Origin of the sequence: Streptomyces sp. NPDC059895, assembly GCF_042731035.1 — a bacterium.
Lineage (GTDB): Bacteria > Actinomycetota > Actinomycetes > Streptomycetales > Streptomycetaceae > Streptomyces.
On the sequence record NZ_JBHWKO010000009.1, the window covers coordinates 56,362 to 80,546 of the forward strand.

The 24,185-nt window shown below is 72.1% G+C and carries 20 protein-coding genes; 3 read left to right on the forward strand and 17 right to left on the reverse strand.

The features are described from left to right. Positions 1–20: 20 nt before the first annotated feature. A complete protein-coding gene (locus tag ACFV9M_RS13360; RefSeq protein ID WP_385066474.1) occupies positions 21–2,270 on the reverse strand; it encodes an MMPL family transporter in 2,250 nt (749 codons plus the stop codon). Between the two features lie 485 nt (positions 2,271–2,755). On the opposite strand from ACFV9M_RS13360, the gene ACFV9M_RS13365 reads away from it, so the two are divergent. Both ACFV9M_RS13365 and ACFV9M_RS13370 read left to right on the forward strand, forming a co-directional pair. Next, positions 2,756–3,304: a DUF1697 domain-containing protein gene (locus tag ACFV9M_RS13365; RefSeq protein WP_385066471.1), complete on the forward strand. Its 549-nt coding sequence runs from the start codon at positions 2,756–2,758 to the stop codon at positions 3,302–3,304. 77 nt (positions 3,305–3,381) lie between these two features. Further along, entirely contained in the window at positions 3,382–4,380 is a 999-nt protein-coding gene (locus ACFV9M_RS13370; protein WP_385066469.1) for a ketopantoate reductase family protein, read from the forward strand. Positions 4,381–4,392: 12 nt separating this feature from the next. On the opposite strand, the gene ACFV9M_RS13375 is transcribed toward ACFV9M_RS13370, so the two are convergent. The 3 genes from ACFV9M_RS13375 to ACFV9M_RS13385 form a co-directional block, all read right to left on the reverse strand. Next, positions 4,393–5,202 (reverse strand): serine peptidase, encoded by an 810-nt coding sequence (locus ACFV9M_RS13375; protein ID WP_385066466.1) that lies wholly within the window; start codon positions 5,200–5,202, stop codon positions 4,393–4,395. Beyond that, a complete protein-coding gene (locus ACFV9M_RS13380) occupies positions 5,199–9,173 on the reverse strand; it encodes a hypothetical protein (RefSeq protein ID WP_385066464.1) in 3,975 nt (1,324 codons plus the stop codon). Before ACFV9M_RS13380 ends, ACFV9M_RS13375 begins: the two co-directional genes overlap by 4 nt. An 89-nt stretch (positions 9,174–9,262) precedes the next feature. Next, positions 9,263–10,645: an MFS transporter gene (locus ACFV9M_RS13385; protein ID WP_385066461.1), complete on the reverse strand. Its 1,383-nt coding sequence runs from the start codon at positions 10,643–10,645 to the stop codon at positions 9,263–9,265. Positions 10,646–10,701: 56 nt separating this feature from the next. Between ACFV9M_RS13385 and ACFV9M_RS13390 the strand changes: the two genes are divergently transcribed. Next, complete coding sequence (locus ACFV9M_RS13390) at positions 10,702–11,691, forward strand: ArsR family transcriptional regulator (protein WP_385066457.1); 990 nt, start codon at positions 10,702–10,704, stop codon at positions 11,689–11,691. Between the two features lie 246 nt (positions 11,692–11,937). Here ACFV9M_RS13390 and ACFV9M_RS13395 read toward each other — a convergent pair whose 3' ends face one another. The 13 genes from ACFV9M_RS13395 to ACFV9M_RS13455 all read right to left on the reverse strand — a co-directional run bounded on the left by ACFV9M_RS13395 (position 11,938) and on the right by ACFV9M_RS13455 (position 23,475). Beyond that, a complete protein-coding gene (locus ACFV9M_RS13395) occupies positions 11,938–12,678 on the reverse strand; it encodes a sirohydrochlorin chelatase (RefSeq protein WP_385066455.1) in 741 nt (246 codons plus the stop codon). A gap of 6 nt (positions 12,679–12,684) precedes the next feature. Further along, positions 12,685–13,590: an ABC transporter permease gene (locus ACFV9M_RS13400; protein WP_385066452.1), complete on the reverse strand. Its 906-nt coding sequence runs from the start codon at positions 13,588–13,590 to the stop codon at positions 12,685–12,687. Then, complete coding sequence (locus ACFV9M_RS13405) at positions 13,577–14,386, reverse strand: ABC transporter ATP-binding protein (protein WP_385066449.1); 810 nt, start codon at positions 14,384–14,386, stop codon at positions 13,577–13,579. Before ACFV9M_RS13405 ends, ACFV9M_RS13400 begins: the two co-directional genes overlap by 14 nt. Before the next feature lie 12 nt (positions 14,387–14,398). Next, complete coding sequence (locus ACFV9M_RS13410) at positions 14,399–15,505, reverse strand: aliphatic sulfonate ABC transporter substrate-binding protein (RefSeq protein ID WP_385066447.1); 1,107 nt, start codon at positions 15,503–15,505, stop codon at positions 14,399–14,401. A gap of 233 nt (positions 15,506–15,738) precedes the next feature. Then, a complete protein-coding gene (locus ACFV9M_RS13415; RefSeq protein WP_385066444.1) occupies positions 15,739–17,073 on the reverse strand; it encodes a sulfate adenylyltransferase subunit 1 in 1,335 nt (444 codons plus the stop codon). Positions 17,074–17,075: 2 nt separating this feature from the next. Then, entirely contained in the window at positions 17,076–18,020 is a 945-nt protein-coding gene (gene cysD / locus ACFV9M_RS13420; protein WP_385066441.1) for a sulfate adenylyltransferase subunit CysD, read from the reverse strand. Then, complete coding sequence (gene cysC, locus ACFV9M_RS13425) at positions 18,017–18,577, reverse strand: adenylyl-sulfate kinase (protein ID WP_385066560.1); 561 nt, start codon at positions 18,575–18,577, stop codon at positions 18,017–18,019. Before cysC ends, cysD begins: the two co-directional genes overlap by 4 nt. Positions 18,578–18,639: 62 nt before the next feature. Then, complete coding sequence (locus tag ACFV9M_RS13430) at positions 18,640–19,350, reverse strand: phosphoadenylyl-sulfate reductase (protein ID WP_385066439.1); 711 nt, start codon at positions 19,348–19,350, stop codon at positions 18,640–18,642. After that, positions 19,347–19,529, reverse strand: coding sequence for a hypothetical protein (locus ACFV9M_RS13435; protein ID WP_385066436.1), 183 nt, complete (start codon positions 19,527–19,529; stop codon positions 19,347–19,349). The genes ACFV9M_RS13430 and ACFV9M_RS13435 overlap by 4 nt, the downstream gene beginning before the upstream one ends. Further along, positions 19,526–21,223: a nitrite/sulfite reductase gene (locus tag ACFV9M_RS13440; RefSeq protein WP_385066433.1), complete on the reverse strand. Its 1,698-nt coding sequence runs from the start codon at positions 21,221–21,223 to the stop codon at positions 19,526–19,528. The genes ACFV9M_RS13435 and ACFV9M_RS13440 overlap by 4 nt, the downstream gene beginning before the upstream one ends. Positions 21,224–21,352: 129 nt before the next feature. Then, positions 21,353–21,436, reverse strand: coding sequence for a putative leader peptide (locus ACFV9M_RS13445; protein ID WP_309486338.1), 84 nt, complete (start codon positions 21,434–21,436; stop codon positions 21,353–21,355). Positions 21,437–21,563: 127 nt separating this feature from the next. Further along, complete coding sequence (locus tag ACFV9M_RS13450; protein ID WP_385066430.1) at positions 21,564–22,136, reverse strand: GNAT family N-acetyltransferase; 573 nt, start codon at positions 22,134–22,136, stop codon at positions 21,564–21,566. Positions 22,137–22,182: 46 nt separating this feature from the next. Further along, positions 22,183–23,475: a hypothetical protein gene (locus ACFV9M_RS13455; RefSeq protein WP_385066428.1), complete on the reverse strand. Its 1,293-nt coding sequence runs from the start codon at positions 23,473–23,475 to the stop codon at positions 22,183–22,185. Positions 23,476–24,185: the final 710 nt, after the last annotated feature.

The window sequence follows — 24,185 nt, forward strand, 5'->3', positions numbered from 1 at the left end:
CCGGAGGAAGGCCGCGCGCGTCAGACCCGTACGGGCTCGCCCTCGTCGTCGTGCGTCGCCGGCGCGGCGACGGCGTCCGGCGCCTCGTCGTGGGTGAGGTCGGGCAGCCGGTGCAGCCACTTGGGCAGGTACCAGTTGCGCTCGCCCAGCAGCGCCATCACCGCCGGGAGCAGCACGCCCCGGATGATCGTCGCGTCGATCAGGACCGCGGCCGCGAGGCCCACGCCCATCTGCTTCATGGACTGCATGGACAGCGTGCCGAAGATCGCGAAGACGGCGACCATGATGACGGCGGCGCTGGTCACGACACCCGCCGTGGTGACGACGCCGTGGGAGATCGCGTCCTTCGTCGTCCTGCCCCGCAACCGTGCCTCACGGATCCGGGAGACCACGAACACGTGGTAGTCCATCGACAGCCCGAACAGGATCACGAAGAGGAACAGCGGCAGCCAGGTGACGATGGCGCCGACGCCCTCCGCGCCCACCAGGGACGCGCCCCAGCCGTGCTGGAAGACCGCCACGAGGATGCCGTAGGCCGCCCCCACCGACAGCAGGTTCAGCACGATCGAGGTGAGCGCGATCGTCAGCGAGCGGAACGACAGCAGCATCAGCCCGAAGGCGAAGACCACGACGAAGGCGAACACCGGGACGACGGCTCCGGCGAGCTGGTCGTTGAAGTCCTTCGAACCGGCCACCTGCCCGGTGATCGGCGCCTCGACGCCGTCGACCGCGCCGAGCGTCGCCGGCCGCACCTCGTCGCGCAGCGTGTCCAGACTCGCGCCCGCCTTGTCCAGGTCGGAGCCGCCCACCAGCGGCACGTACACGAAGGCGACGTCCTGCGCGTCGTGCAGCTTGATCTCGACGGGGCCGCGCGACGCGCCCGAACTGACCGCCCGCTCACGGAAGTCGGCCAGCGCCGCCTGCACCTCGGGCCCGTTGATGTCCTTCGCCCTGACGACGACCTCGGCCGGTTCGGAGCCGCCGGGGAACGCCTCGTTGAGCCGGTTGTACGTCTGGACGATGGGCAGCGAGTCGCCGAACTCCTGGTCCAGGGTGAGCTGCTGGGTCTTCATGCCGAGCGCCGGCGCCGCGACGGCGAGCAGGGCGCCGGTCGCGACGGCCACGGAGACGACGGGCTTGGCGAGCACGCCCTTGAGGACGGCCGTCCAGAACCGGCTCCCGCCGTCGCCGCCGTTGCCGCGGCGGCGCAGGAAGGGGATCCGGCCCTTCTCGACCCGCTCGCCCAGCAGCGACAGCAGCGCGGGCAGCACCGTCACGGAGCCGACCATCGCCACGGCCACCACCATCAGCGAGGCCAGGCCCATCGCCTCGAACTCGGCGAGCCCGGTGAACAGCATGCCCGCCATCGCCACGCACACCGTCACCCCGGAGACGACGATCGCGCGGCCACTGGTCGCCGCGGCGATCCGCAGCGCGGTCCGCGCGTCCCGGCCTGCGGCCCGCTCCTCACGCTCCCGGCGCAGGTAGAACAGGCAGTAGTCGACGCCGACGGCCAGACCCACCAGCAGCATCACGGAGTTCGCGGTGTCGCTCATCGGCATGACGTGGCTGACGACGCCCATCAGGCCCATCGTCGCCACGATCGCGGTGATCGCCAGCAGCACCGGCAGCAGCGCCGCGACCAGCGCGCCGAAGGCGATGAGCAGAATGCCGAGGGCCACCGGCACCGCGGAGTACTCGGCCTTCTGGAAGTCGTCCCCGAACGCGTCGTCGAACGTCTTCATCATGCTGGCGCCGCCGATCTCCTCGATCCGCAGCGACGCGTGGTCCTCCTGTACGCCCTCCACGGCCTTCAGCACCGGCTCCACCCGCTCGCCCGCGGTGGCGGAGTCGCCCCTGATGTCGAACTGCACCAGCGCGCTGCGGCCGTCCTCGGAGATGGTCCGCGTGTCGTACGGCGAGGTGACGTCGGTGGCCTCGCCGGTGTCCTCGACGGCCGTGACGACCGCCTCGACGGCCGCGCGGAACTCGGCGTCGGTGGCCTTCAGGCCGCTGTCCTTCGCCTGGACGAGGACCGTCTCACCGGCCGGCTCCTCGATCCCGGCGTCCTCGACGATCCGGGCGGCGGTGTGCGTCTCGCCCTTGAGCTGGTCGCTGTCGTCGACGTCGACCCGGCCCGCCGCCGACCCGAGCCCCATGGCCAGGACGACGAACAGCACCCAGATGCCGACGGCCGCCCAGCGGTGCCGGGCGCTCCAGCCGCCGGCCCGCGCGGCGATGCCCCGCACCCGTGAATCTCCGTTCCCCATGACGGGCTGCCCCCCTCGAGGTGCGGTGACGGCCCCCTGCCGCCACCTTCCGCTTCGACGGTAGGGGCGGCATAAGGCCATCTCGTCGTGCTGCCCGGTGACGTACCGGCCGCACGGCTCCTCCCCTCGGACCCCGGTGTCTCACCGCACGGGAGGAGGCGGGCCCTTACATCTATGCCGGCCCTCTCGGGGGTCGTGATCAGGGAAGCGGCACGGTTGTCCGGTCCGTCCGGCAGCGTTCCCCTTTGTCATTACGCAACCTTGTCGAACAAGTCACAGATGCCGGCAGGGGTTGATCGACGAGCCGCCTGTCGGCCAGAGTTTCGCGCAACCCCGTCCCGCCGGACCGGGCCCCACGCCCGTCGCGCCCACCCCCACGGGGCGCGACGGCCGCCGTGGAACCCCTGCCGCACTGATCCGCGCGGTGGTCGGACCACCCTGATTTCCGATCCGGGATTCCTGATCCGGAAGACTAGGGTGGCCGGATGACGACGACGTACGCGGCACTGCTGCGAGGCATCAACGTGGGCGGAGCCCGGAAGGTCCCGATGGCCGACCTGCGCAGCCTCCTGGAAGGCCTCGGACTCGGCGGTGTGCGCACCCATCTCCAGAGCGGCCAGGCCGTCTTCTCCTCCGGTCACGGGGACGAGGACACCCTCGCCGCGGAGATCGCGGGCTCGATCGGGACGCGGTTCGGGTTCGGCGTCGACGTGATCGTCCGCGACCACGCCTATCTGAAGGCCGTCGCCGAGGCCTGCCCCTTCCCGGCCGCCGGCCTGGAGGCCAGACAGCTCCACGTCACCTACTTCTCCGCCCCCGTCGAGCCCGACCGCTTCACCCACATCGACCGAGCCGCCTTCCTGCCCGAGGAGTTCCGCCTCGGCGACCGCGCCCTGTACCTGTACGCCCCTGACGGCCTGGGCCGCTCCAAGCTCGCCGAACAGCTCTCCAAGCCCCGCGTGAACAAGGGGCTGATCGCCACCACCCGCAACTGGAACACCGTGGTCAAGCTGGTGGAGCTGACCGGGGAGTGACCCCCGCCGCGGGGCGGAGGCCCGCTCCGCCGCGCCCTGGTGACGGGTCGTCCGGCCGGCTGTGCGAGGCTCGGCCCATGCGCTACGTCATCATCGGGGCAGGGGCGGTCGGCGGAGCCGTCGGCGGGCGGCTCGCTCAGTCCGGTCAGGAGGTCGTGCTGGTCGCGCGCGGCGCGCACCACGCGGCACTGCGCGAGGGAGGGCTGCGGCTGAGGGTGCCCGAGGGCGAACTGGTCCACCGGCTGCCCGTCGTCGACGGGCCCGCCCCGCTCGGCACCCTGCGCGCCGACGACGTCCTCGTCCTCGCCGTCAAGACGCAGGACAGCGAGGCCGCCCTCCGGGCCTGGGGGCCGGCGCCGGTCGCGGGCGGCGGCACGGCCGCGGAACGGCTGCCGCTGGTCTGCGCGCAGAACGGAGTGGAGAGCCAGCGCCTGGCCCTGCGCCGCTTCCGGCACGTCTACGGCGTCTGCGTGTGGCTGCCCGCCACCCATGTCCGGCCCGGCGTCGTCACCGCCGCCGGCAGCCCCCTCACCGGCGTCCTCCACCTCGGCCGCCACCCGCACGGCACCGACGACACCGCCCGCCGTATCGCCGCCGACCTGGAGAAGGCGTATTTCGAGGCGCCGGTCGTCCCGGACGTGGCGCGCTGGCAGTACGCCAAGCTGCTGTCCAACCTGGGCAACGCCCTGGAGGCGGTCAGCGGCCCGGTCGAGGGCGAGGAGGCCGTCGCGCTGTACCGGAGGGTGCGGGCCGAGGGCGAGGCCGTGCTGCGGGCCGCCGGGATCGCGTACGTGGGCGAGGCGGAGCAGGCGGCGGTGCGCGGGGACAAGGTCACCCAGGTGCCGCTGGACGGCGTGACGCGCGGCGGCGGCTCCTCGTGGCAGTCCCTCAGCCGGGGCGCCGGCAGCATCGAGGCCGACTACCTCAACGGCGAGATCGCGCTCCTGGGCCGCCTCCACGGCGTACCGACACCGCTGAACGACCTGCTGCAGCACCTCGCCAACGAGTTCGCCCGCCTGCGGAAGGCGCCCGGTTCCCTGCCGGTGGCGGAGCTGGTGCGCCGGGCGGGTCCGTGACGGGACGGGGCGTCAGCGGCTCAGTACCGTTCCGGTCACGCTCGGGTGCCTCAGGCAGTCCAGGACGCTGTGCGGCCACCAGCGCGCGACGCTGATGTCCGGCAGCTGATCGACCTCCGGGAAGACACGGGCGAGTTGCCCCTTCGGCACGGCTACGAAGTCCCCGACGTCCGCGACGTTCACCCAGCGCCGCACGGTGGCGGGCCTCGCGCCGACACCGCCCTCCGGCGCCGGGTCGAGCCGGTGGAACACGGCATGGGGGAGGGCGAGGGGTGAGCCGAGCGTGAGGAGGAGCCGTACGTCGAGTTCGTCACCGAGGCCGTGCAGGACCTCGTAGGCGACGACGCTGCCCAGGGAGTGGGCGACGACGACCTCGGGGCGGTGACGCAGGAGAGCCTCCCGGACGCGCTCGCGCACGGCGTCCCGGCCGCCGTCGAAGTAGCGGGCGACCTCCGGGAAGAACAGCTTGACCGTCTTCTCGACCACCGCGGGGCTCTCCCCGCTGCGCTGGGCCACCTCTCCGCAGATCCAGCGCAGCCATCCGGTGGCCCGCCCCTGGACCCCGTCCGGGGCGACACCCCAGGCGAGCGCCCACTGCTCGACGAGAGCGACCTCGGCGTCGTCGAGGCCGTCGAACCCGCCCTCCCCCTGCCGCCGGCTGCGGAGCAGGTCGGCGTAGTAGGCGGTGTCGAGGTCGAGGGAGGGGCCGGCGGCGCCGAGGGCTTCCAGCCAGTCGCCGCGGAGCCGTTTGGCGCCGAGGACGGGGGTGGTGTCGACGGCCTTGTAGTTGCGGACACCGTGGATGCCCAGGACTCGGGTCATGCGGGGGTCTCCTCCGGGGTGTCGGGGCAGTCGTAGACGGCGATGCCGCCGTTGAGGGCGACGAGGAGTCTGTCGGAGCCGACGAATCCGAGAGCCTCGGGGGAACCGGGCAGCGGGATACGGTGGGTGACGCGCAGCGTGGCTACGTCCCACACCCTGACGGTGTAGGCATCCGAGCCGGTTTCCCGCCCGCCCAGCGCGAACCTCCGGCTGTTCGGGGAGAACGCGAAGGACGGCCGGTACGGACTGCCGAGGCGCAGGATGTCGTTCGTCGGCGATGTGGGGCCGAGGCGGACGACGTGGACGCGGTCGCCGCCGGCCACGGCGACGACGGTGCGGCTGTCGGGGGAGAAGTACAGATCCGCACTGGGGTTGCTGCGGCCGATGGGCACGGTTTCCAGCCGTTGGCCGGTGAGGGAGTCGTACAGGTTCAGGACGTCGTCCTGATCGACGGCGGCCACGAGACGGCCGTCCGGTGAGGCCACTGCGTCGACGGAGTGGAAACGGGGCAGTGGGGGCACGGCCGTGTCCCGCGCGAATCGCTTCCACAGACGCAGTCGGCCGTCGGAGTGCGCGCTCACCAGGAGCCTGGGATGCGCGGGATGGAAGAAGGCTCCGAGGATGTGATCGAGTGACTCGACGAGTTTGACCTGTGCACCGGTCGCGACCTCGATGACCTGTACGGTGCTCCAGTCGGTGACGGCGAGCAGGGATCCGTCCTGGGAGAAGGTCACCCTGCCGAAAAGATGCGTGCGCAGCGGGATCCGGGTGGTCCTGCGCAACGTGTCGTACGACCACAGCGTGATGGCGTCCGTGTGGAGCAGGGCCACGAGGCGGTCGTGGGGGGTGAAGGCGACGGCCGCGGTCTCCAGGTGGGTGAGGGGCACCGGCTGCCAGGTGTCCGTGTGCCAGAGGGTCGTGCCCTCCTCACCGCACACGGCCAGCAGGTGTCCCTCCGGACTGAACAGGACCTGGCTGGCCGCCCTGCTCCCCGGGAGCCGTTTCGCCTCGGTCGGGCCGCCGTCGCCGATGTCCCAGACGGAGACGTCGAGTTCCCTGCTCGCGACGGCGAGCATCCGTCCGTCCCGGGAGAAAGCCAGGGCGGAGGGCGTGCCCGTGCGGCACGTGTCCTCCTCCCAGGGTCTTCCGAGGAAGACGCGATGGTGTACGTCCCAGAGCTGCACGTTGCGTGTCCAGGTGGGTGCCGAGAAGGCCAGGAACCGACCGTCCGGTGAGAAGGCGACGCGGTTGACCGAGGCGCCGAGCGCCGCGCCGGGTACGCGTGCCACCTGCCGCCAGGTCTCCGTCTCCAGGAGTTGCACACTGCCGTCCGTGGTGATCGCCAGGAGGTCCCCGCCGGGGGAGACGGCAAGGCTGCTCGAGAAGCCCGCCGCTGTCTGGATGAACTGGGAGCTGTCGTCGACCCGGCCTCCGATGGCCCAGCGGAGCGAGTGGGCCGCCTCCTCGGGCTGGAGCGCGACGTCCGCGACGATGCCGCTGAAGAGCGCGCACTGGTCCGGCATGCCGAGCCGGTCGGCGTCGTAGAGGAACACCGAGGCCCGGTCGGCGGCACTGCGCAGATCGCGGTGGGCCTGCCAGGACGCGCTGAGGAGGCGACGGTGGACGGCGGCCTCCTCCGAGTGGCACAGGTCGATGGCCCGGTGATCCTCACGCGGGTCGAAGCGGATGACGAAATACGGATCCGTGAGGAGGGCCTCGGCGACCTCCGGGGCGTCGGCGGCCATGACGTGTCCCAGGGCGTGCTGCAGTACGTAGGGTTCGGCCAGGTGCCAGCGGTCCGCGGACCGGCCCTCCGGCCCGGCCGCGAACGGTTCCACGATCTTCGACAGCAGACTGCGTTCGAGCGCGAGACTCTCCTGCCCGTCCACCGGGTCCGAGCCGCTCGGGTGGTCGCGGAGGTAGTCCGCGAGTCCCTGCTGGAAGATCCGGTACAGCGTCTTGCTCTCGCGGTCGGCGCCGGTCCGCAGGTACGGCGACGCCTCGCGCAGGGTCTTCTCGAGTTCGGCGTCGGTGATGTCGTGGGCGTTCAGCGCTCCGAGGCACCGGCGCAGGGTCACCCGTGGCATCCCGTCGCCCTTGGAACGGGCCAGGACGGCGAGGACCGCACGAGCCGCCGGGTGTTCCGTCAGGACGGCTTCCAGCAGTTGCGGCAGGTCCGCGGACGCCTGTCCGCCGTAGGCCTTGGCGATCGACTCGTTCTCCGGCAGAGTGCGGAGCGTCAGCAGGTAATGGGTGTACAGCCCGGCAAGGAGGAAAGGGCCCCACGGGCTGTCCTGACGCAGACCGCCGACGATGTTCTTGGCTCCCAGCTTGGCCAGAAGCACGACGAACTCCGCCGACGGGCCGGTCGTGTACACCTCGGCGGTTCTGAGCAGCCGCTCGATGTAGCGGCGTACGTCTTCTTCCGTCGTCGCGGGATCGGCGCTGTCCAGGTCGATGCGCTCGCCGGTCAGCTCGGCCATCTGGATGTCGAAGTACAGGGCGTCGACCACCTCGCGCCGGCCACCGAACAGGACCCGGCAGGGTGCGGCCGACGACCGGTCGCGTCGTTTCCCGGGTGCGACGAGTACGGCGACGAGGTCCAGCACCGACTGGGGGTCGCTGCTCTCGTCCACCGCGTCGATCACGACGAGCCGCTTCTTGCCCTCCTGCTCCAGCGCCTTCCGCAGGAGCTCGGGCGTCCAGCGGACCTCCTCCTGCTCCTCCGCCTTGTCCGTCCTGTCCGTATTCTCCCCGGGGTCCTCCTGCTCGTCCTCCTTCGGCAGGGCGAGGTCCGCCAACCGTACGATCCTGTCGACCAGTTGCTGTCCGGACCGCTGCCGGGCGTGGACCGCCACCACGTCGGGCACCTCCGGCAGACCCGGACCGGCGTGTGCCCACAGATCGTGGCAGCGGTCCCTCAGTTCGGGATGGGCCGCGCACACGATCAGTCCCAGCAGGCCGGACTTCCCGGCGCCTGCCGCGCCCGTCACGGTCAGCAGTGGGCCGTCGCCCGCCTGCCACTCCACATAGCGCCGCAGTTCCGCCGCACGGCCCGAGAAGAAGCCTTCCGTGCCATTCGCCGAGACGAGTCCGCGCCCCGAGGCGCGATCGTAGAAGTAGACCGCGTCCTCGACCTCCTCGCCCGCGGCGATCCTGGTGCCGAGGTCCTTGCGCAGGTCCTCCTCGCCGGGGACGTAGCCCAGGGAGCGTCTGCGCATACGGACTTCGTCCGCGGTGAGGCCGACCTTCTTCGGGTTCGGCAGGAACGGCCAGTCCCCGTCCCCCTGTTCGAGGTTGAAGCCGAGGGAGATGCGCCATGAGGGCTTGATCTGGCGTCCCACGGCGATGAGTTGGCGGACGAACTCGGTGAAACTCACGGAGTCGTCGTTGAGGGTGTAGTCCTCGTCCCTGATCTGCTGCAGAGCCGTGGTGATCCAGTGGCTGAAGCGGCCCTGCTCCGTCGGCAGACTGCTGATGGTCGCGCCCAGCGCCCACACGCCCCGCTCGGCGTTCTGCTCGGCGAGTGACTGCCGTCCCGTCGCGGCCCCCGCCGAGCAGGTGTCGACGAGGAAGACCACCCGGCGCCGGTTCCCGTCCCGCTCGATCTCCTGCTGCGCCTTCTCGATCCACCGGTCGATGTCGACCACGCGATCGTCGCGCGCCACGAGCCCCAGCCGGCCGTTGCGGTCCCGGTGCCCGTGTCCGATCAGATGGACGACGGAGATGTCGGCCTGGTCGCGGTCGTCGACGAGCCGACGGCGCAGCAGGGCGTCGATCTCCCCCTCGGTTCCGTCGAGACAGGGTGGCTCGACCTTCACCCCGAACGGGTCGAAGGCCCACTGGACGTCGGCCATCCGCGTGGAGACGAAGTCGAGCTCCTCCATGGTCGAGCCGTCCTCGAAGCTGCCCACTCCGATCGACAGCAGGGAGACGGTACGAGCTCCCCGGTGGTCGTGCTGCCTCTCCAACCCGTCTCCCCCAACAACGCGGTTGCGACTCCGGGAGCCCCCGCCCCGGTCTTCCGACGCTACAGGATCCCGCTTCCTCCCACGACCCGTCAGCAACCCTCTCCCCGCCACCCGTCCCGTCCCGCCCACCGCACCGCGGGCCCCACCGCGAGGCCCGCCGCCGCGAACAGCACGCCCAGCGCCGCCCAGCCGGCCGAGCCGTGCCGGATCGCGGTGACCGTGACCAGGGCCGGGCCCGCCATCATCCCGGCGGACGTGCCCGCCCCGAAGACGCCCTGGTAGACGCCGTGGGCGCGGGCGTCGGCGAGGGCGTAGCCGAGGGTCCAGGCGCCGGCCGCGGCGAGCACCTCGGCCGTGACGTGGACGACGGCTCCGGCGGTGAGGGCGAGGACCGCCCACACCGGGGTCAGGCCCGCCGAGAGGGCGTAGACCGCGCAGGCGGCGGCCAGCAGCAGCCCGGCCAGGCCCATCGCCCGCACGGCGGACGGCACTTGGGAGAAGCGGCGGGCGACCCGGACCTGGAGCAGGGCCACCAGCACGCAGTTCACGATCATCAGCAGGGCCGCCGTCCAGCGCGGCGCCTCGGTGCGCTCCACGATCCACAGCGGCAGGCCCACCTCGGAGAGCGTGTACTGCACGACCAGGACGGCGTTCAGGACGGTCACCGCGAGGAACGGCAGGTCGCGCACCGCGCGCCAGCGGTCGGCGGCCGGCGCGTCCGCGGCGAGCGGCGCGCGGTCGACGGCGTGCGGAGCCAGAGGAAGCCCTGGGATCAGCAGTGCGGGCCCCGCGAACGACAGCGCGTTCAGCACGATGATCGTCATGTACGCGCCCCTGGTGTCCAGTTGCAGGGCGACCGCGCCGAACAGGCCGCCGACGGCCATGCCCACGTTCGTCACCATCCGCAGGTACGCCCGTGCCTCCACCCGCGTCGCCGCCGGCAGCACATCCGCGTACAGCGCGCCCTGCACGCCGCGCGAGGCCATCTGCAACCCGGTCGCGCAGACCACGGCGAGGAGGAAGCCCACGTACGAGTGCACCAGCACGTACGCGGCCGTCGCGACCCCCGTGCCGGCCCACAGCAGCGCGGCCACCCGCCGGGCGCCCCACCGGTCCGCCGCCCGCCCCGCGGGCACCCCGGCGGCCACGCCGACCAGCCCCGCGCCGGTCATCCCGAGCCCGACGGAGGTCGCGTCGAGGCCGACGATCCGGGTGAAGTACAGGACGCCGAGCGGGAAGTAGAGGCCGTTGCCCAGGGAGTTGACGAGGGTCAGCAGGGAGGCGCGGCGCAGCACGGGGCCGACGGGCAGCAGCCCGGAGGCCCGGGTGGCGAGGGGGGTGGCCGTGGAGTCCGGGGGGCCGCCGCCGTCGGAACCCGGGGGAGCCGCAGGAACGGGGGAAGCCGGGGAGCCGGGCGCGGCGGAGGCGGCGTCGGAGCCCGAGGAGGCCGAGGAGGCCGGTGTCGTGGTCATGCGGACAGCGAACCCGGCGGCGGTCCGGGCCCGGCATTGATTTAGCGTGCCACTCAATGATCGAGTTCCGCTTCACCGTCGACGACCTCGCCACCACCTCTTTCGCCTACTCCCCGCTCCAGGAGGCGGTGTTCTCGCTGCGCTGCCTGCACGACCCGGCCCGCTACCCCCACCACCGGCCGTGGCTGCGCCGGATCCGCTCCCGCCTCGACTCCCTCGACCCCGAACTGCTCGCCGCGCTCGTGGCCCCCTGGCTGTGGGTCCCCGACTTCCTCACCCCGCGGCCCGACCGGGCCCGCCCGGCCTTCGCCGACGAACTGGAGCGGGTCCGGGCGACCGCGCCGGACGTCGTCGCCGCCGACCTGCGCGCCACCTACCGGAGCGAGGACGCGCTGCCGCCCGTCGTCGCACGGGGCCTCGCCGACCCCGCCGCGTTCCTCGCCCGCACCGCGGACGCGCTCGACGCCTACTGGCACACCTGCCTGGCCGCACAGTGGTGGCCGCGCGCGCAGAGCATCCTGGAGGCCGATCTCGCGTACCGCGGGAGGGTGCTGGCCGAGCAGGGCGCCGGCGCGCTGCTCCAGGGACTCGACGACCGTCTCACCTGGACCGGCAGCCACCTGCGGCTGTCCACGCGGGACTTCACGGTCCCGGCGCCCTGGGCCGGTGTCGGCATAGAGGGACGGGGCATGGTGCTGCTGCCGACGCTGTTCGCCCGTGGCGCCCAGCCCCTGATCGACCCCTCACGGCCCCCGGTGCTGATGTATCCGGCGCGCGGCCGCGCCACCCTCTCCGAGACCCGGCCCCCCGCCCCCGACGACGCCCTGGCCCGCCTGCTGGGACGCCCCCGCGCCCGGCTGCTCCTGCTGCTCGCGGAACCGGCCTCCACCACCGAGCTCGCGCACCGGCTGGACGTCACCCCGGGAGCCGTCAGCCAGCACCTCGCCGTCCTGCACGACGCCGGCCTCCTCAGCCGTACCCGCAGCGGCCGGCTCGTACGGTACGCCCGTACCCGGCTGGGCGACGAACTGTGCCACCGGCCGTGAGCTGTGCCGCCGGGCCGACGGGCCCGGCCGGAGGGACCCGTGAGTTGTGCCGCCGGGCCGACGGGCCCGGCCGGAGGGACCCGTGAGCTGTGCCGCCGGGCCGACGGGCCCGGCCGGAGGGACCCGTGAGCTGTGCCGCCGGCCCGACGGGCCCGCCCGGAGGGGCCCGTGAGTTGTGCCGCCGGCCTGGTGGGCCCGGCCGGAGGAACCGTGAGCTGTGCCGCCGGCTGCCCCGGGAACAGACGCCTACGCGCCGATGGCCGTCAGCCGGGGCACCCGAGCCGCGTCGTAGCGCTCCAGCAGCAGCCGCGCCACCTCGGGCGCCGGGCCCAGCACCTCGGCGAGGACGTCCGCCCCGGCCGCGCCCCGCGCGATACGGTCCGGCAGGAAACCGGGGGCCAGGACGTACGGGGCGACCGCCACCGTCGAGCAGCCCAGCTCCCGCAGCTCGCGCACCGCGTCCTCGGTGCGCGGCAGGGAGGCGGAGGCGAACGCGGGCCGCACGGCGCACCAACCGGTGTGCCACCACTCCCGCGCGATATCTGCGATCACCGCGATCGCCTCCGGGTCGGTGGACCCCGCCGAGGCCAGCACGACCCCGGTGGAGGACCTGTCGGCGGGCGACAGCCCCGCCTCGTACAGCCGCCGTTCCAGCGCGGACAGCAGCAGCGGCGACGGTCCGAGGACCTCCGCCTGGCGGATCCGCAGCCGCGGCGGCGCGTCCCGCAGGACCGCCGGGATGTCCGCCTTCGCGTGGAAGGCGCGCGTCAGCAGCAGCGGCAGCGCCACGACGTCCTGGACGCCCTCCGCCGCCAGGGACTCCAGCACCCCCTGCACCGACGGGACGTTGAAGTCCAGGAAGCCGGTCTCCACGCGCAGCCCCGGCCGCAGCGACCGCACCCGGCGCACCAGGGCGTGGACGGTCGCCGCGTGCCGCGGATCGCGGCTGCCGTGGGCGATGACGAGGAGAACCGGCTCTCTGCGCATGGGAGGTCAGCCCTTCACCAGCAGGCCCCGGCCGCGCAGCACCCGCCGCTCCAGGGGACTGAAGATCAGCAGGTCGATCGCGATACCGACGAACAGGATGAGGATGATCGCCTCGAAGACCATCGACATGGAGCTGGCGTTGCGGCCGTTCTCCAGCAGCGCGCCCAGGCCGATGCCCAGGTCGGGGGAGGAGGCGATGATCTCCGCCGCCATCAGCGAGCGCCAGGAGAAGGCCCAGCCCTGCTTCAGACCGCTCAGGTAACCGGGGAGCGCGGCCGGCAGGACGATGTGCCAGGCCCCCTTCATCCCGGTCGCGCCCATCGTGCGGCCCGCCCGCAGGAACAGCGGCGGCACCTGGTCGATGCCGGAGACCAGGCCGTTGGCGATGGAGGGGACCGCGCCGAGCAGGATCACCGCGTACATCATCGAGTTGTTCAGGCCCAGCCAGATGACGGCCGGCGGCACCCAGGCCACCGACGGCAGCGACTGGAGCCCGGACAGGATCGGCCCGATGGCCGCGCGCACGAACTTCACACGGGCCACCAGCAGCCCCAGCGGGGTGCCGATGGCGAGCGCCAGCAGGAAGCCCAGCAGACCGCGCGAGACGCTGGTCCAGATGTAGCCGAAGAACCTGCCCTCCAGCCAGGCGTCGCGGAACTCGCCGCCGACGTCGGCGGGCGAGGGCAGCTTGGTCGGATCGTCGACGACCTTGAAGGAGATCAGGGCCTGCCAGACCACCAGGACCACCGCGACGGCGACGATCGGCGGAAGGATCTTGCTGACGAAGGTCTGACGGAAGGACGTACGGCCGGTGACACCGGTCTCCAGGGCGTCCAGGCCCGCCTCGACCGAGGCGGTCTGCCGGTCGCTCTCGGCACGCTCGTCCGTCGTCTTCGTCTCAGTGCTGGCCATGACGGCGGATCTCCCCACGCAGGACTTCTGTGATCTCCAGGGACAGTTCGGCCACGGGGGCGTCCTCGATACGACGGGGCTGCGGAAGGCCGACCGTCCACTCGCGGGCCACCCGGCCGGGCCGGGAGGAGAGCAGGATGACGCGCTGCGCGAGCCGTACCGCCTCCCGCACGTTGTGCGTGACGAACAGGACCGACAGCCCGGTCTCCGACCAGATGCGGGTCAGTTCGTCGTGCAGCACGTCCCGGGTGATGGCGTCGAGGGCCGCGAACGGCTCGTCCATCAGCAGCAGCCGGGCGTCCTGCGCGAGGGCGCGCGCCATCGCGACGCGCTGGCGCATACCGCCGGACAGCTCGTGCACCCGCTTGCCGTACGAGCCCTTCAGCCGGACCAGTTCGAGCAGTTCCTCGGCCCGGTCGCGCCGCTCGTTCTTCGCGACCCCGCCCAGCTTCAGGGCGAGTTCGATGTTCTTGCCCGCGGTCAGCCACGGGAACAGGGCGTGCTCCTGGAACATCAGAGCGGGACGCCCGTCGGTGCTGATGCCGCCGGCGGTGGGCTTGTCGAGCCCCGCCACCAGGTTCAGCAGTGTGGACTTGCCGCAGCCCGAGGCACCCAGGAGGGTGACGAACTCGCCCGGCGCGACATCGAGGCTGATGTCGTCCAGGACGAGTTGCTGCCCCGCGGGCCCGGCGAAGGACTTCGAGACGTGCTCGATGCGGGCGGCGTACTCCACCGACTCGGCGCTGTCCGCCTTGACGAGGGTGGTGGCCATGGTCGTCACCTCCTGGGAACTCATCCGACTTGGGGTCTACTCGGCGCCGAGGCCGGCGTCGTCGACGGTGCTGTCACCCTCGGCCGCGAGGACCTTGTTCAGGAGGGTGAGGTCGTAGATGCCGTCCAGCTCCGGGTCCTCCAGCAGACCGGCCTGCACCGCGTGCTCCGCCTCGGTCTTGAGGGTGGAGGCCAGCGGGTCGTCGGTGAACCGGATGGACTCCCACGCCGGGTCCAGGACGTCCGCGGGCAGCGCCGCGCCGGAGTCCGACTCCAGCTGCGCGTTCGCCGCGGTCTTCGCCTCGTCGGGGTGGGCACTGATGTACGCGTTGGTCTCGACCGACGCCTTCAGCACCGCCTCGACGGCCTTCGGGTGCTCGTCGAGGAACGTCTGCGACACGATGATGTTCGTGATCACGAACTTCTCGTCGGGCCACAGGTCCGCTTCGTCGAGGAGCACCTCGGCGCCCTCGGCGACCAGCTTGGAGGCGGTGGGCTCGGGGACCCAGGCGCCGTCGATGGAGCCGGACCTGTAGGCGTCGGGGGTGGTCTTGTTGTCGGTGCGGACGACGGAGACGTCGCCCTTGCCGCTCTCGGCGTCGACCTTCCAGCCCTGCTCCGCGATCCAGTTGAGGAAGGCGACGTCCTGGGTGTTGCCGAGCTGCGGGGTGGCGATCTTCTTGCCCTTGACGTCCTTGACGGACTTGATCTTGTCCGGGTCGACGACGAGCTTGACACCGCCGGAGGCCGAACCGCCGATGATGCGGAGGTTCTCGCCCGCGGACTTGGTGTAGCCGTTGATGGCGGGGGAGGGGCCGATCCAGCCGATGTCGATGGAACCGGAGTTGAGGGCCTCGATCTCGGACGGCCCCGCGTTGAAGACCTGGTACGTGGCCTTGGTGGCGCCCAGGGCCTTCTGGAAGTAGCCCTTGTTCACCCCGACGAGCGCGGTCCCGTGGGTCAGGTTGCCGAAGTAGCCGATCTTCACGGAGTCGAGACCGTCGATCTTCTCCGCCCCGGCGGCGATCCGCTGGGCGGACGACGCGTCCTGGGCCCTGGACCCGTAGCCGCAGGCGGCGAGGGCCAGCAGGGGGAGGACGGCCATCACCGCGAAGGCACGGCGGAGGCTGGGTGTGGCAGGCACGGGAGGTGTTCCTCTCGTTGGCCCGGCGGTCACGGTGTTGCGGGTCGTGGCCGGGGCTTCGGCAAACATTTTCGTCTCGTCCGGGGCGGTGCTCGGCGGGTGAGGGCGCGCGGAGATCGCGTGGACCTCACCGCGCACCTCGCGCCACTTTGCTCTGCCCGCTGTGGAGGGGGCGGCCGCTGCCGACGCGGCCGTCCTCCGTCGCGGACATCGCGCAGTGGCCGGTGGTCACGTCAGAAGTCCCATCCGTCGTCGTCGGCCTCGTCCTTGACGGGATCGGGGGCCGCGAACGACTCGCCGACCATGCCCGCGGTGAGCGTGGTGCCGTCGCTGGGGTCGATCAGGATGAACGAGCCCGTGCGGCGCGAGTCGGCGTAGGAGTCCACCGGCAGCGGCTCCGCGGTGCGGATCTTCACCCGGCCGATGTCGTTGGCGACGAGCTGCCCCGGGTGCGGGTGCAGGGAGAGGTCGTCGAGCGTGAGGCGGGACGGGATGTCCTTGACGATCGCCTTGACCGTGCGGGTGCCGTGCTTGAGCAGCACCCGGTGGCCGACGGTCAGCGGCTGGTCGGCGACGTGGCACACGGTGGCCTCGACGTCCTGCGTGGTGGCCGGCGCGTCCTTGCTCGGCACGATCAGGTCGCCGCGCGAGACGTCGATGTCGTCCGCGAGCAGCAGCGTCACCGACTGCGTCGTCCACGCCACGTCGACGGCCTCGCCCAGCAGGTCGATCCCGGCGACCGTCGTCGTCCTCCCGGACGGCAGGACGGTGACCTGCTCGCCCACCCGGAACGAGCCGGCGGCGATCTGGCCCGCGTAGCCCCGGTAGTCCGGGTGCTCGGCGGTCTGCGGCCGGATCACGTACTGCACGGGCAGCCGCGCGTGGCAGTGCGCCAGGTCGTGGCTGACCGGGACGGTCTCCAGGTGCTCCAGGACGGTCGGGCCGCCGTACCAGTCCATGGTCGCGGACGGCTCCACCACGTTGTCCCCGGCGAGCGCCGAGATCGGGATCGCGGTGACCTCCGGCACGCCCAGCTCGGTCGCGTACGCCGTGAACTCCTCGGCGATGGCGGCGAACACGGACTCCCGGTAGTCGACCAGGTCCATCTTGTTCACGGCGAGCACGACGTGCGGGACGCGCAGCAGGGCCGCGATCGCCGCGTGCCGGCGGGTCTGCTCGACGACGCCGTTGCGCGCGTCGACCAGGATCACCGTCAGCTCGGCCGTGGAGGCACCGGTGACCATGTTGCGGGTGTACTGCACGTGGCCGGGCGTGTCGGCGAGGATGAACCGGCGGCGCGGGGTGGCGAAGTAGCGGTACGCGACGTCGATGGTGATGCCCTGCTCGCGCTCGGCGCGCAGGCCGTCGGTGAGCAGCGCGAGGTCGGGGCCCTCCGCGCCACGGCTCGCCGAGGCGCGCTCCACGGCCTCCAGCTGGTCCGTGAGGATCGACTTGGAGTCGTGCAGCAGCCGGCCGACGAGGGTGGACTTGCCGTCGTCGACGGAGCCGGCGGTGGCGAACCGCAGCAGGGTCGTGGCCGAGAGTTCCTCGGTCGTGGTCGTGCTCATGCTTAGAAGTACCCCTCGCGCTTACGGTCTTCCATCGCGGCCTCGGAGAGCTTGTCGTCGGCGCGGGTGGCGCCGCGCTCCGTCAGCCGGGACGCGGCGATCTCGGCGATGACGTGCTCCAGCGTCACCGCGTCGGAGTCGACGGCGCCCGTGCAGGACATGTCGCCGACGGTCCGGTAGCGGACGAGCCGCTTCTCGACGGTCTCGCCGTCCTTGGGCCCGCCCCACTCGCCGCCGGTCAGCCACATGCCGCCGCGCCGGAACACCTCGCGCTCGTGGGCGAAGTAGATCTCCGGCAGCTCGATCCCCTCGCGGGCGATGTACTGCCAGACGTCCAGCTCGGTCCAGTTGGACAGCGGGAACACGCGGACGTGCTCACCGGGGGCGTGGCGCCCGTTGTACAGGTTCCACAGCTCGGGGCGCTGACGGCGGGGGTCCCACTGGGAGAACTCGTCCCGCAGGGAGAACACCCGCTCCTTGGCGCGGGCCTTCTCCTCGTCGCGGCGCCCGCCGCCGAAGACCGCGTCGAACTTCTCCGACTGGATCTTCTCCGTCAGCGGCAGGGTCTGCAGCGGGTTGCGGGTGCCGTCCGCACGCTCCTTGAGCACCCCCCGGTCGATGTAGTCCTGCACCGAGGCGACGTGCAGCCGCAGGTTGTGCTTGGCCACCGTGCGGTCGCGGTACTCGATGACCTCCGGGAAGTTGTGCCCGGTGTCCACGTGCAGCAGCGAGAACGGCACCGGCGCCGGTGTGAACGCCTTCAGCGCCAGGTGCAGCATGAGGATCGAGTCCTTGCCGCCGGAGAACAGGATCACCGGGTTCTCGAACTCGCCCGCCACCTCGCGGAAGATGTGCACCGCCTCCGACTCCAGCGAGTCGAGGTGGCTGAGGGCGTACGGGCTGGCCGTGCCCTCTTCGCCCCCCTTGGTCTCGGTGACGGCCGTCACGCCAGTCCCCTCTCGCTGAGCAGCGCGTAGACCGACGCCGCGGACTCCTGCACGGTCTGGTTCTGCGACTCGATCCGCAGATCCGGTGACGCGGGCACCTCGTACGGGTCGTCGACGCCGGTGAGGCCGGACAGCTCGCCCGCCGCCTGCTTGGCGTACAGGCCCTTGACGTCGCGCTCGCTGCACACCTCGATGGGGGTCGCCACGTGCACCTCCACGTAGGCCGTCCCGCTCGCCTCGTGCCGCTTGCGGACCGCGTCACGGCTGTCGGCGTACGGCGCGATCACCGGCACCAGCGCCTTGACGCCGTTGCGGGCGAGCAGGTCGGCGAGGAAGCCGATGCGCTGCACGTTGGTGTGCCGGTCCTCGCGGCTGAAGCCGAGGCCCGCCGAGATGAACTCGCGGATCTCGTCGCCGTCGAGCACCTCGACGAGGTGGCCTTCCTCGCGCAGCCGGCCGGCCAGCTCGTACGCGATGGTGGTCTTGCCGGCACTCGGCAGACCCGTGAGCCAGACGGTGGCTCCGGTCGTCACGTGATTCTCCTGGGTCGCAGTGATCGCTTCTGTAACAGCAGTAGCAACAGGAGCTGTGGGAGTCGTATGAATGACCTTGGTGCTCGTCATCCGTGCAGCCCGCACTCGGTCTTGGCGCGGCCCGCCCAGCGGCCGGCGCGCGCGTCCTCGCCCTCCAGGACCCGGCGGGTGCAGGGGGCGCAGCCGACGGAGGTGTAGCCGTCCATCAGCAGCGGGTTGGTCAGGACACCGTGTTCGGCGACGTAGGCGTCGACGTCGTCCTGGGTCCAGCGGGCGATGGGGGAGATCTTGACCTTGCGGCGCTTCTCGTCCCAGCCGACGACCGGGGTGTTCGCCCGGGTCGCGGATTCGTCGCGGCGCAGTCCGGTGGCCCAGGCCCGGTATCCTCGCAGGCCCTCCTCCAGCGGCTGGACCTTGCGGAGCTTGCAGCACAGGTCCGGGTCGCGGTCGTGGAGCTTGGGACCGTACCGGGCGTCCTGCTCGGCGACCGTCCGGCGCGGGGTGAGGGTGATGACGTTCACGTCCATCACGGCCTCGACCGCGTCCCGGGTGCCGATGGTCTCGGGGAAGTGGTAGCCGGTGTCCAGGAACACCACGTCGACGCCCTTGCGGACGCGGGACGCCAGATGGGCCACCACGGCGTCCTCCATGGAGGACGTCACACAGAACTCGTCGCCGAAGGTGTCCACGGCCCACTGGAGGACCTCCAGCGCGGAGGCGTCCTCCAGGTCGCGTCCCGCCTGCTCGGCGAGTGCCTTCAACTCCTCTTCGACACGGGCTTCCTGAGCCGTCGTCATATCCGGTCATCCCCTCCGTTGTCGGCTCGCTGAACGCCGCGGGCGAGCAGCCCGAGGTACTTCAGCTGGAATGCGCGGTTGCACGCCGCGCATTCCCAGGCGCCGTGGCCCTGCTCGCTGGGACGCAGGTCCTCGTCGCCGCAGTAGGGGCAGTAGAAGGGAGCCGCCCGCTCGCTCATGACAGGGCCTCCTCGTCGGCCCGGGCCGCCCAGGCGGCGAACCGCTCGCCGTCCTCGCGCTCCGCCTGGAAGCGCTTCAGGACGCGCTCGATGTAGTCGGGCAGCTCCTCCGAGGTGACCTTCAGGCCGCGGACCTTCCGGCCGAAGCCGGCCTCGAGGCCGAGCGCGCCGCCGAGGTGCACCTGGTAGCCCTCGACCTGCTCGCCGCGGTCGTCGAGCATCAGCTGGCCCTTGAGGCCGATGTCCGCGACCTGGATGCGGGCGCAGGCGTTCGGGCAGCCGTTGATGTTGATGGTGAGCGGCTCGTCGAAGTCCGGGACGCGGCGCTCGAGTTCGTCGATCAGGGCGGAGCCGCGCGCCTTGGTCTCGACGATGGCCAGCTTGCAGTACTCGATGCCGGTGCAGGCCATGGTGCCGCGCCGGAAGGGGGAGGGCTTGGCGGTCAGGTCCAGCGCCTCGAGGGCCTCGACCAGCGACTCGACCTGCGCCTCCTCGACGTCCAGCACGATCATCTTCTGCTCGACGGTGGTGCGGACCCGGCCCGAGCCGTGGGCCTCGGCCAGGTCGGCGATCTTCGTCAGGGTGGTGCCGTCGACGCGGCCCACGCGCGGGGCGAAGCCGACGTAGTAGCGGCCGTCCTGCTGCCGGTGCACACCGACGTGGTCGCGCCAGCGCTCCACGGGCTGGGCGGGGGCGGGGCCGTCGACGAGCTCGCGCTTGAGGTACTCGTCCTGGAGCACCTGGCGGAACTTCTCCGGGCCCCAGTCCGCGACCAGGAACTTCAGCCGGGCGCGGTTGCGCAGCCGCCGGTAGCCGTAGTCGCGGAAGATGGAGACGACGCCCTCGTGGACGTCCGGGACCTCGTCCAGCGGGACCCAGGCGCCGAGCCGGACACCGATCTTGGGGTTGGTGGACAGGCCGCCGCCGACCCACACGTCGAAGCCGGGGCCGTGCTCGGGGTGGACGACGCCGACGAAGGCGACGTCGTTGATCTCGTGCGCCACGTCCAGCAGCGGCGAGCCGGAGATCGCGGTCTTGAACTTGCGGGGCAGGTTCGAGAAGGCCGGGTTGCCGATGATCCGGCGGTGGATCTCCTCGATGGCCGGGGTGCCGTCGATGATCTCGTCCTCGGCGATGCCGGCCACGGGCGAGCCGAGGATCACACGCGGCGTGTCACCGCAGGCCTCGGTGGTGGACAGGCCGACCGCCTCCAGGCGGTTCCAGATCTCCGGCACGTCCTCGATGCGGATCCAGTGGTACTGGACGTTCTGCCGGTCGGTGATGTCCGCGGTGCCGCGCGCGAACTCCTGCGAGATCTCGCCGATCACGCGCAGCTGCTGGGTGGTGAGCCGGCCGCCGTCGATACGGACCCGCAGCATGAAGTACTTGTCGTCCAGCTCCTCCGGCTCCAGGATCGCGGTCTTGCCGCCGTCGATCCCGGGCTTGCGCTGGGTGTAGAGCCCCCACCAGCGCATCCGGCCGCGCAGGTCGTTGGGGTCGATCGAGTCGAAGCCCCGCTTGGAGTAGATCGTCTCAATGCGCGTCCGCACGTTGAGACCGTCGTCGTCCTTCTTGAACTGTTCGTTGCCGTTGAGCGGGGTGAAGTGACCCACGGCCCACTGACCCTCACCGCGGTGACGGCTCACCTTGCGGCGGGGCGCGGAGGCGGCAGGGTTCTGCGGGGTGGCGGCCATGGTGAATACGTCCTTCGGGACAGGCGGAATGCGACGCTGACCTGCGCGTACGGGCGCATGGGCATACCTGCGCGCCATTGCGCGGGCGGGAAGTGCTGGAAGGGAGGTTGTCGGCGGTGCTGCGGCTCGTCAGCTCGCCGGACAGATGGCGCTGGACATGCGGCCGAGGTCGACGTGCCGCCGACTCACCAAGGCAATTCCAGTTCCAGACATGACGGAAGCGTGTCACGGCGATCTGGACACAGTCCAGCTTCGTCCGTCATGTGGACACCCTTGTCCCGAAGGGTGAGACAAGGGTGGTCTCGGTCACATGTGCCGCACGGTGTCTTGTCCGCGCAGGTCAGGCGGGGTATGCGCCCGGCCAGGGGCCCGGGCTGGCGCTCTCGGTCTCCTCCTCGACCTTGGTGTCGAAGAGCCGGAAGCCTCGACGCAGGTAGTTGTCCATCGCGTACTCGCCGTCCTTGCTGCATGTGTGCAGCCACACCCGCTTGGTCGGCGGCAGCGTGGGCCGGCGGTCCCCCAGGTCCCAGGCGCGGGCCGCGCCGTACGACAGCAGGTGTCCGCCGATCCGCCGGCCGCGGAAGGCGGGGATCAGACCGAAGTAAACGATCTCCACCACCCCGTCGTCCCCCGCTTCGAACTCCACGTACCCGGCCGGCGTGCCCCGGTCGTAGGCCACCCAGGTCTCCAGGCCCGGCCGCTCGAGGTGCTCCAGCCAGCGCGCGTGGCTCCAGCCCAGCCGGTCGGTCCAGCGGATGTCGCCGCCGACGGAGGCGTACAGGAAGCGGCTGAACTCGGGCGAGGGGACCTCGGAGCGGACGATCCGGACGTCGCCCTCGGGTGCGGCGGCCGGCAGCAGGTCACTCGGCGCGGTCTGCTCCAGGGACCAGGTGGTTACGGGAATGTTGGTCATGCCGGTCAGGGAACCATCCGTTCCGCCGGTCTGTCGATTGCGTCCGTCACTTCGCCGACCGGTCGACGGAGGCCAGGGGCAGCGCGAACAGCACCTGCCCGGACTGTGTCCAGACCTCGCCGGTCCGCGCCGAGTAGGAGAGGGACTCGGTGCGGGTGCTCCAGCAGGTGCGGCTGCCGTCGGCGCCGCACGTGGCGCCCCGTGCCCCGTCGGTGTCCTGCCGCCACAGCGTCCCGTGCCTGCGGTCCGCGGCGGCCGCCCGGGTCAGGTACCAGGCCGAGCCGTGCGCCAGCACGCCCCGCACCCCGGTCGCCTTCGTGCGGTACGCCTCGGTCACCCGGACCCGTCCGGCCGCGTCGGAGGCGAGCAGCCCGGTGCGGCCGGGTGCCGGGTCGAGGGCGTACCGCCACAGCCGGGCGCCCCGGTCGCTGTCGTCGAGGGTCCACTCCCCGGCGACCAGGGTGTCGGGGGCGGTGCTGCGGTCGAGGGAGACGGTGGCCGGGCGCGGGGCGTCCGCACCGCCGTCCAGCCGGTAGGAGGCGACGGCGGGCAGGACGTAGCGGTGGCCGTACGCCGACCAGCCGCCGGGTACCCGCCCGATCGCCGGGCCGGCGACGGTGGCGCGCTGGACGCGGTTCAGGTCGTACACGTACAGCGCGGTGCCGTCCTCCTCGTCGGCGGTGACCAGCAGTTTGTCCTCGGACCAGGCCATGCCCGAGACGTGGGAGACCAGCCCCCGGTAGTCGTGGCCGCCGTCGACCGGTACGGCGAGCAGCGCCCAGGTGTAGGCGAGGCGGTCGGGGTCGCCCGCGTCGACGAAGGCGACCCGGGCCAGGCCCCGGTCGGCGCTCGGGCCGGTGCTGCGCGACCAGCCGGAGAGGATCACCCGGTGCGCGCCCCACAGCCCGTCGTCGTCGGCCTCGCCGGAGGTGGTCACCGCGCCCGGCCGCCAGCCCCGGGTGTCCTCGGTGTCCCAGCAGTAGGCGTGCGTGGCGCTGGGCGAGACGGGCAGCGCCCGCCGCTCCGCGTCCGTACAGCCGGCCGCGTCGCGCAGGGTGCGGTCGGCGTCGCCGAGCACCGCGCCGACGCCGACCGGCGGACCCATCTCCGCGGCGAGCCGGTCCAGCGAGGCCCGCGGCACCAGGTCCTCCGTCAGCCGCAGGGCTTCGGTGTCGGTGGAGGCGGTGAGCGGCTCCAGGGCCCCGGGGCCGTCCGTGACCGTCGCCTGGGAGGCGCTGATCATGGTGGCGGCGGCGGTGAGCGCCAGTGCCGTTCCGGTCAGGAACGCGCGCAGTGCCCTGCCCCGCCTGCGGCGGCGATGTCGGCCACGATGTGTCATTCGTCCTCCCGAGGCGGGCCAACTGCGCCTGTTGATCCGTACGTTGACCGAGGAGCAGGTGGGGTGACCCGTAGGGGGATGCTACGGCAGTCGGCGCCCGCCCGGGCCCGGACCTCGCACATGTGCGGAAGTCGCCGCGACACGCGCGGGCGCACGGCATGAAAAATGGGGGTGCGAGCGCCCCGCGGCACGAAATCCGCAGCCACGGCGACCACGCCGCGAAAGCCCTGGCCAGGGCGGGTGAGCCGCGCCCCGGGGGCGCCCGGGACGCGGGTGCCGGGGCCGGCGCGGAGACCACGGCCGGCGCACGCGGGTTCGACGGTCGGCGGTCCCTGCGATGTCGGCGATCTCGGCGGTCCCTGCGATCTTGGCGGTCCCTGCGGTCCCTGCGGTCCCTGCGGTTCCTGCGGTTCCTGCGGTTCCTGCGGTTCCTGCGGTTCCTGCGGTCCCTGCGGTTCCTGCGGTTCCTGCGGTTCCTGCGGTTCCTGCGGTCCCTGCGGTCCCTGCGGTCCCTGCGGTCCCTGCGGTTCCTGCGGTCCCTGCGGTTCCTGCGGTCCCTGCGGTCCCTGCGGTTCCTGCGGTCCCTGCGGTCCCTGCGGTCCCTGCGGTCCCTGCGGTCCCTGCGGTCCCTGCGGTCCCTGCGGTCCCTGCGGTCCCTGCGGTCCCTGCGGTCCCGGGTAACGGGGTGTCGGGGGAACGGGACGATCGCG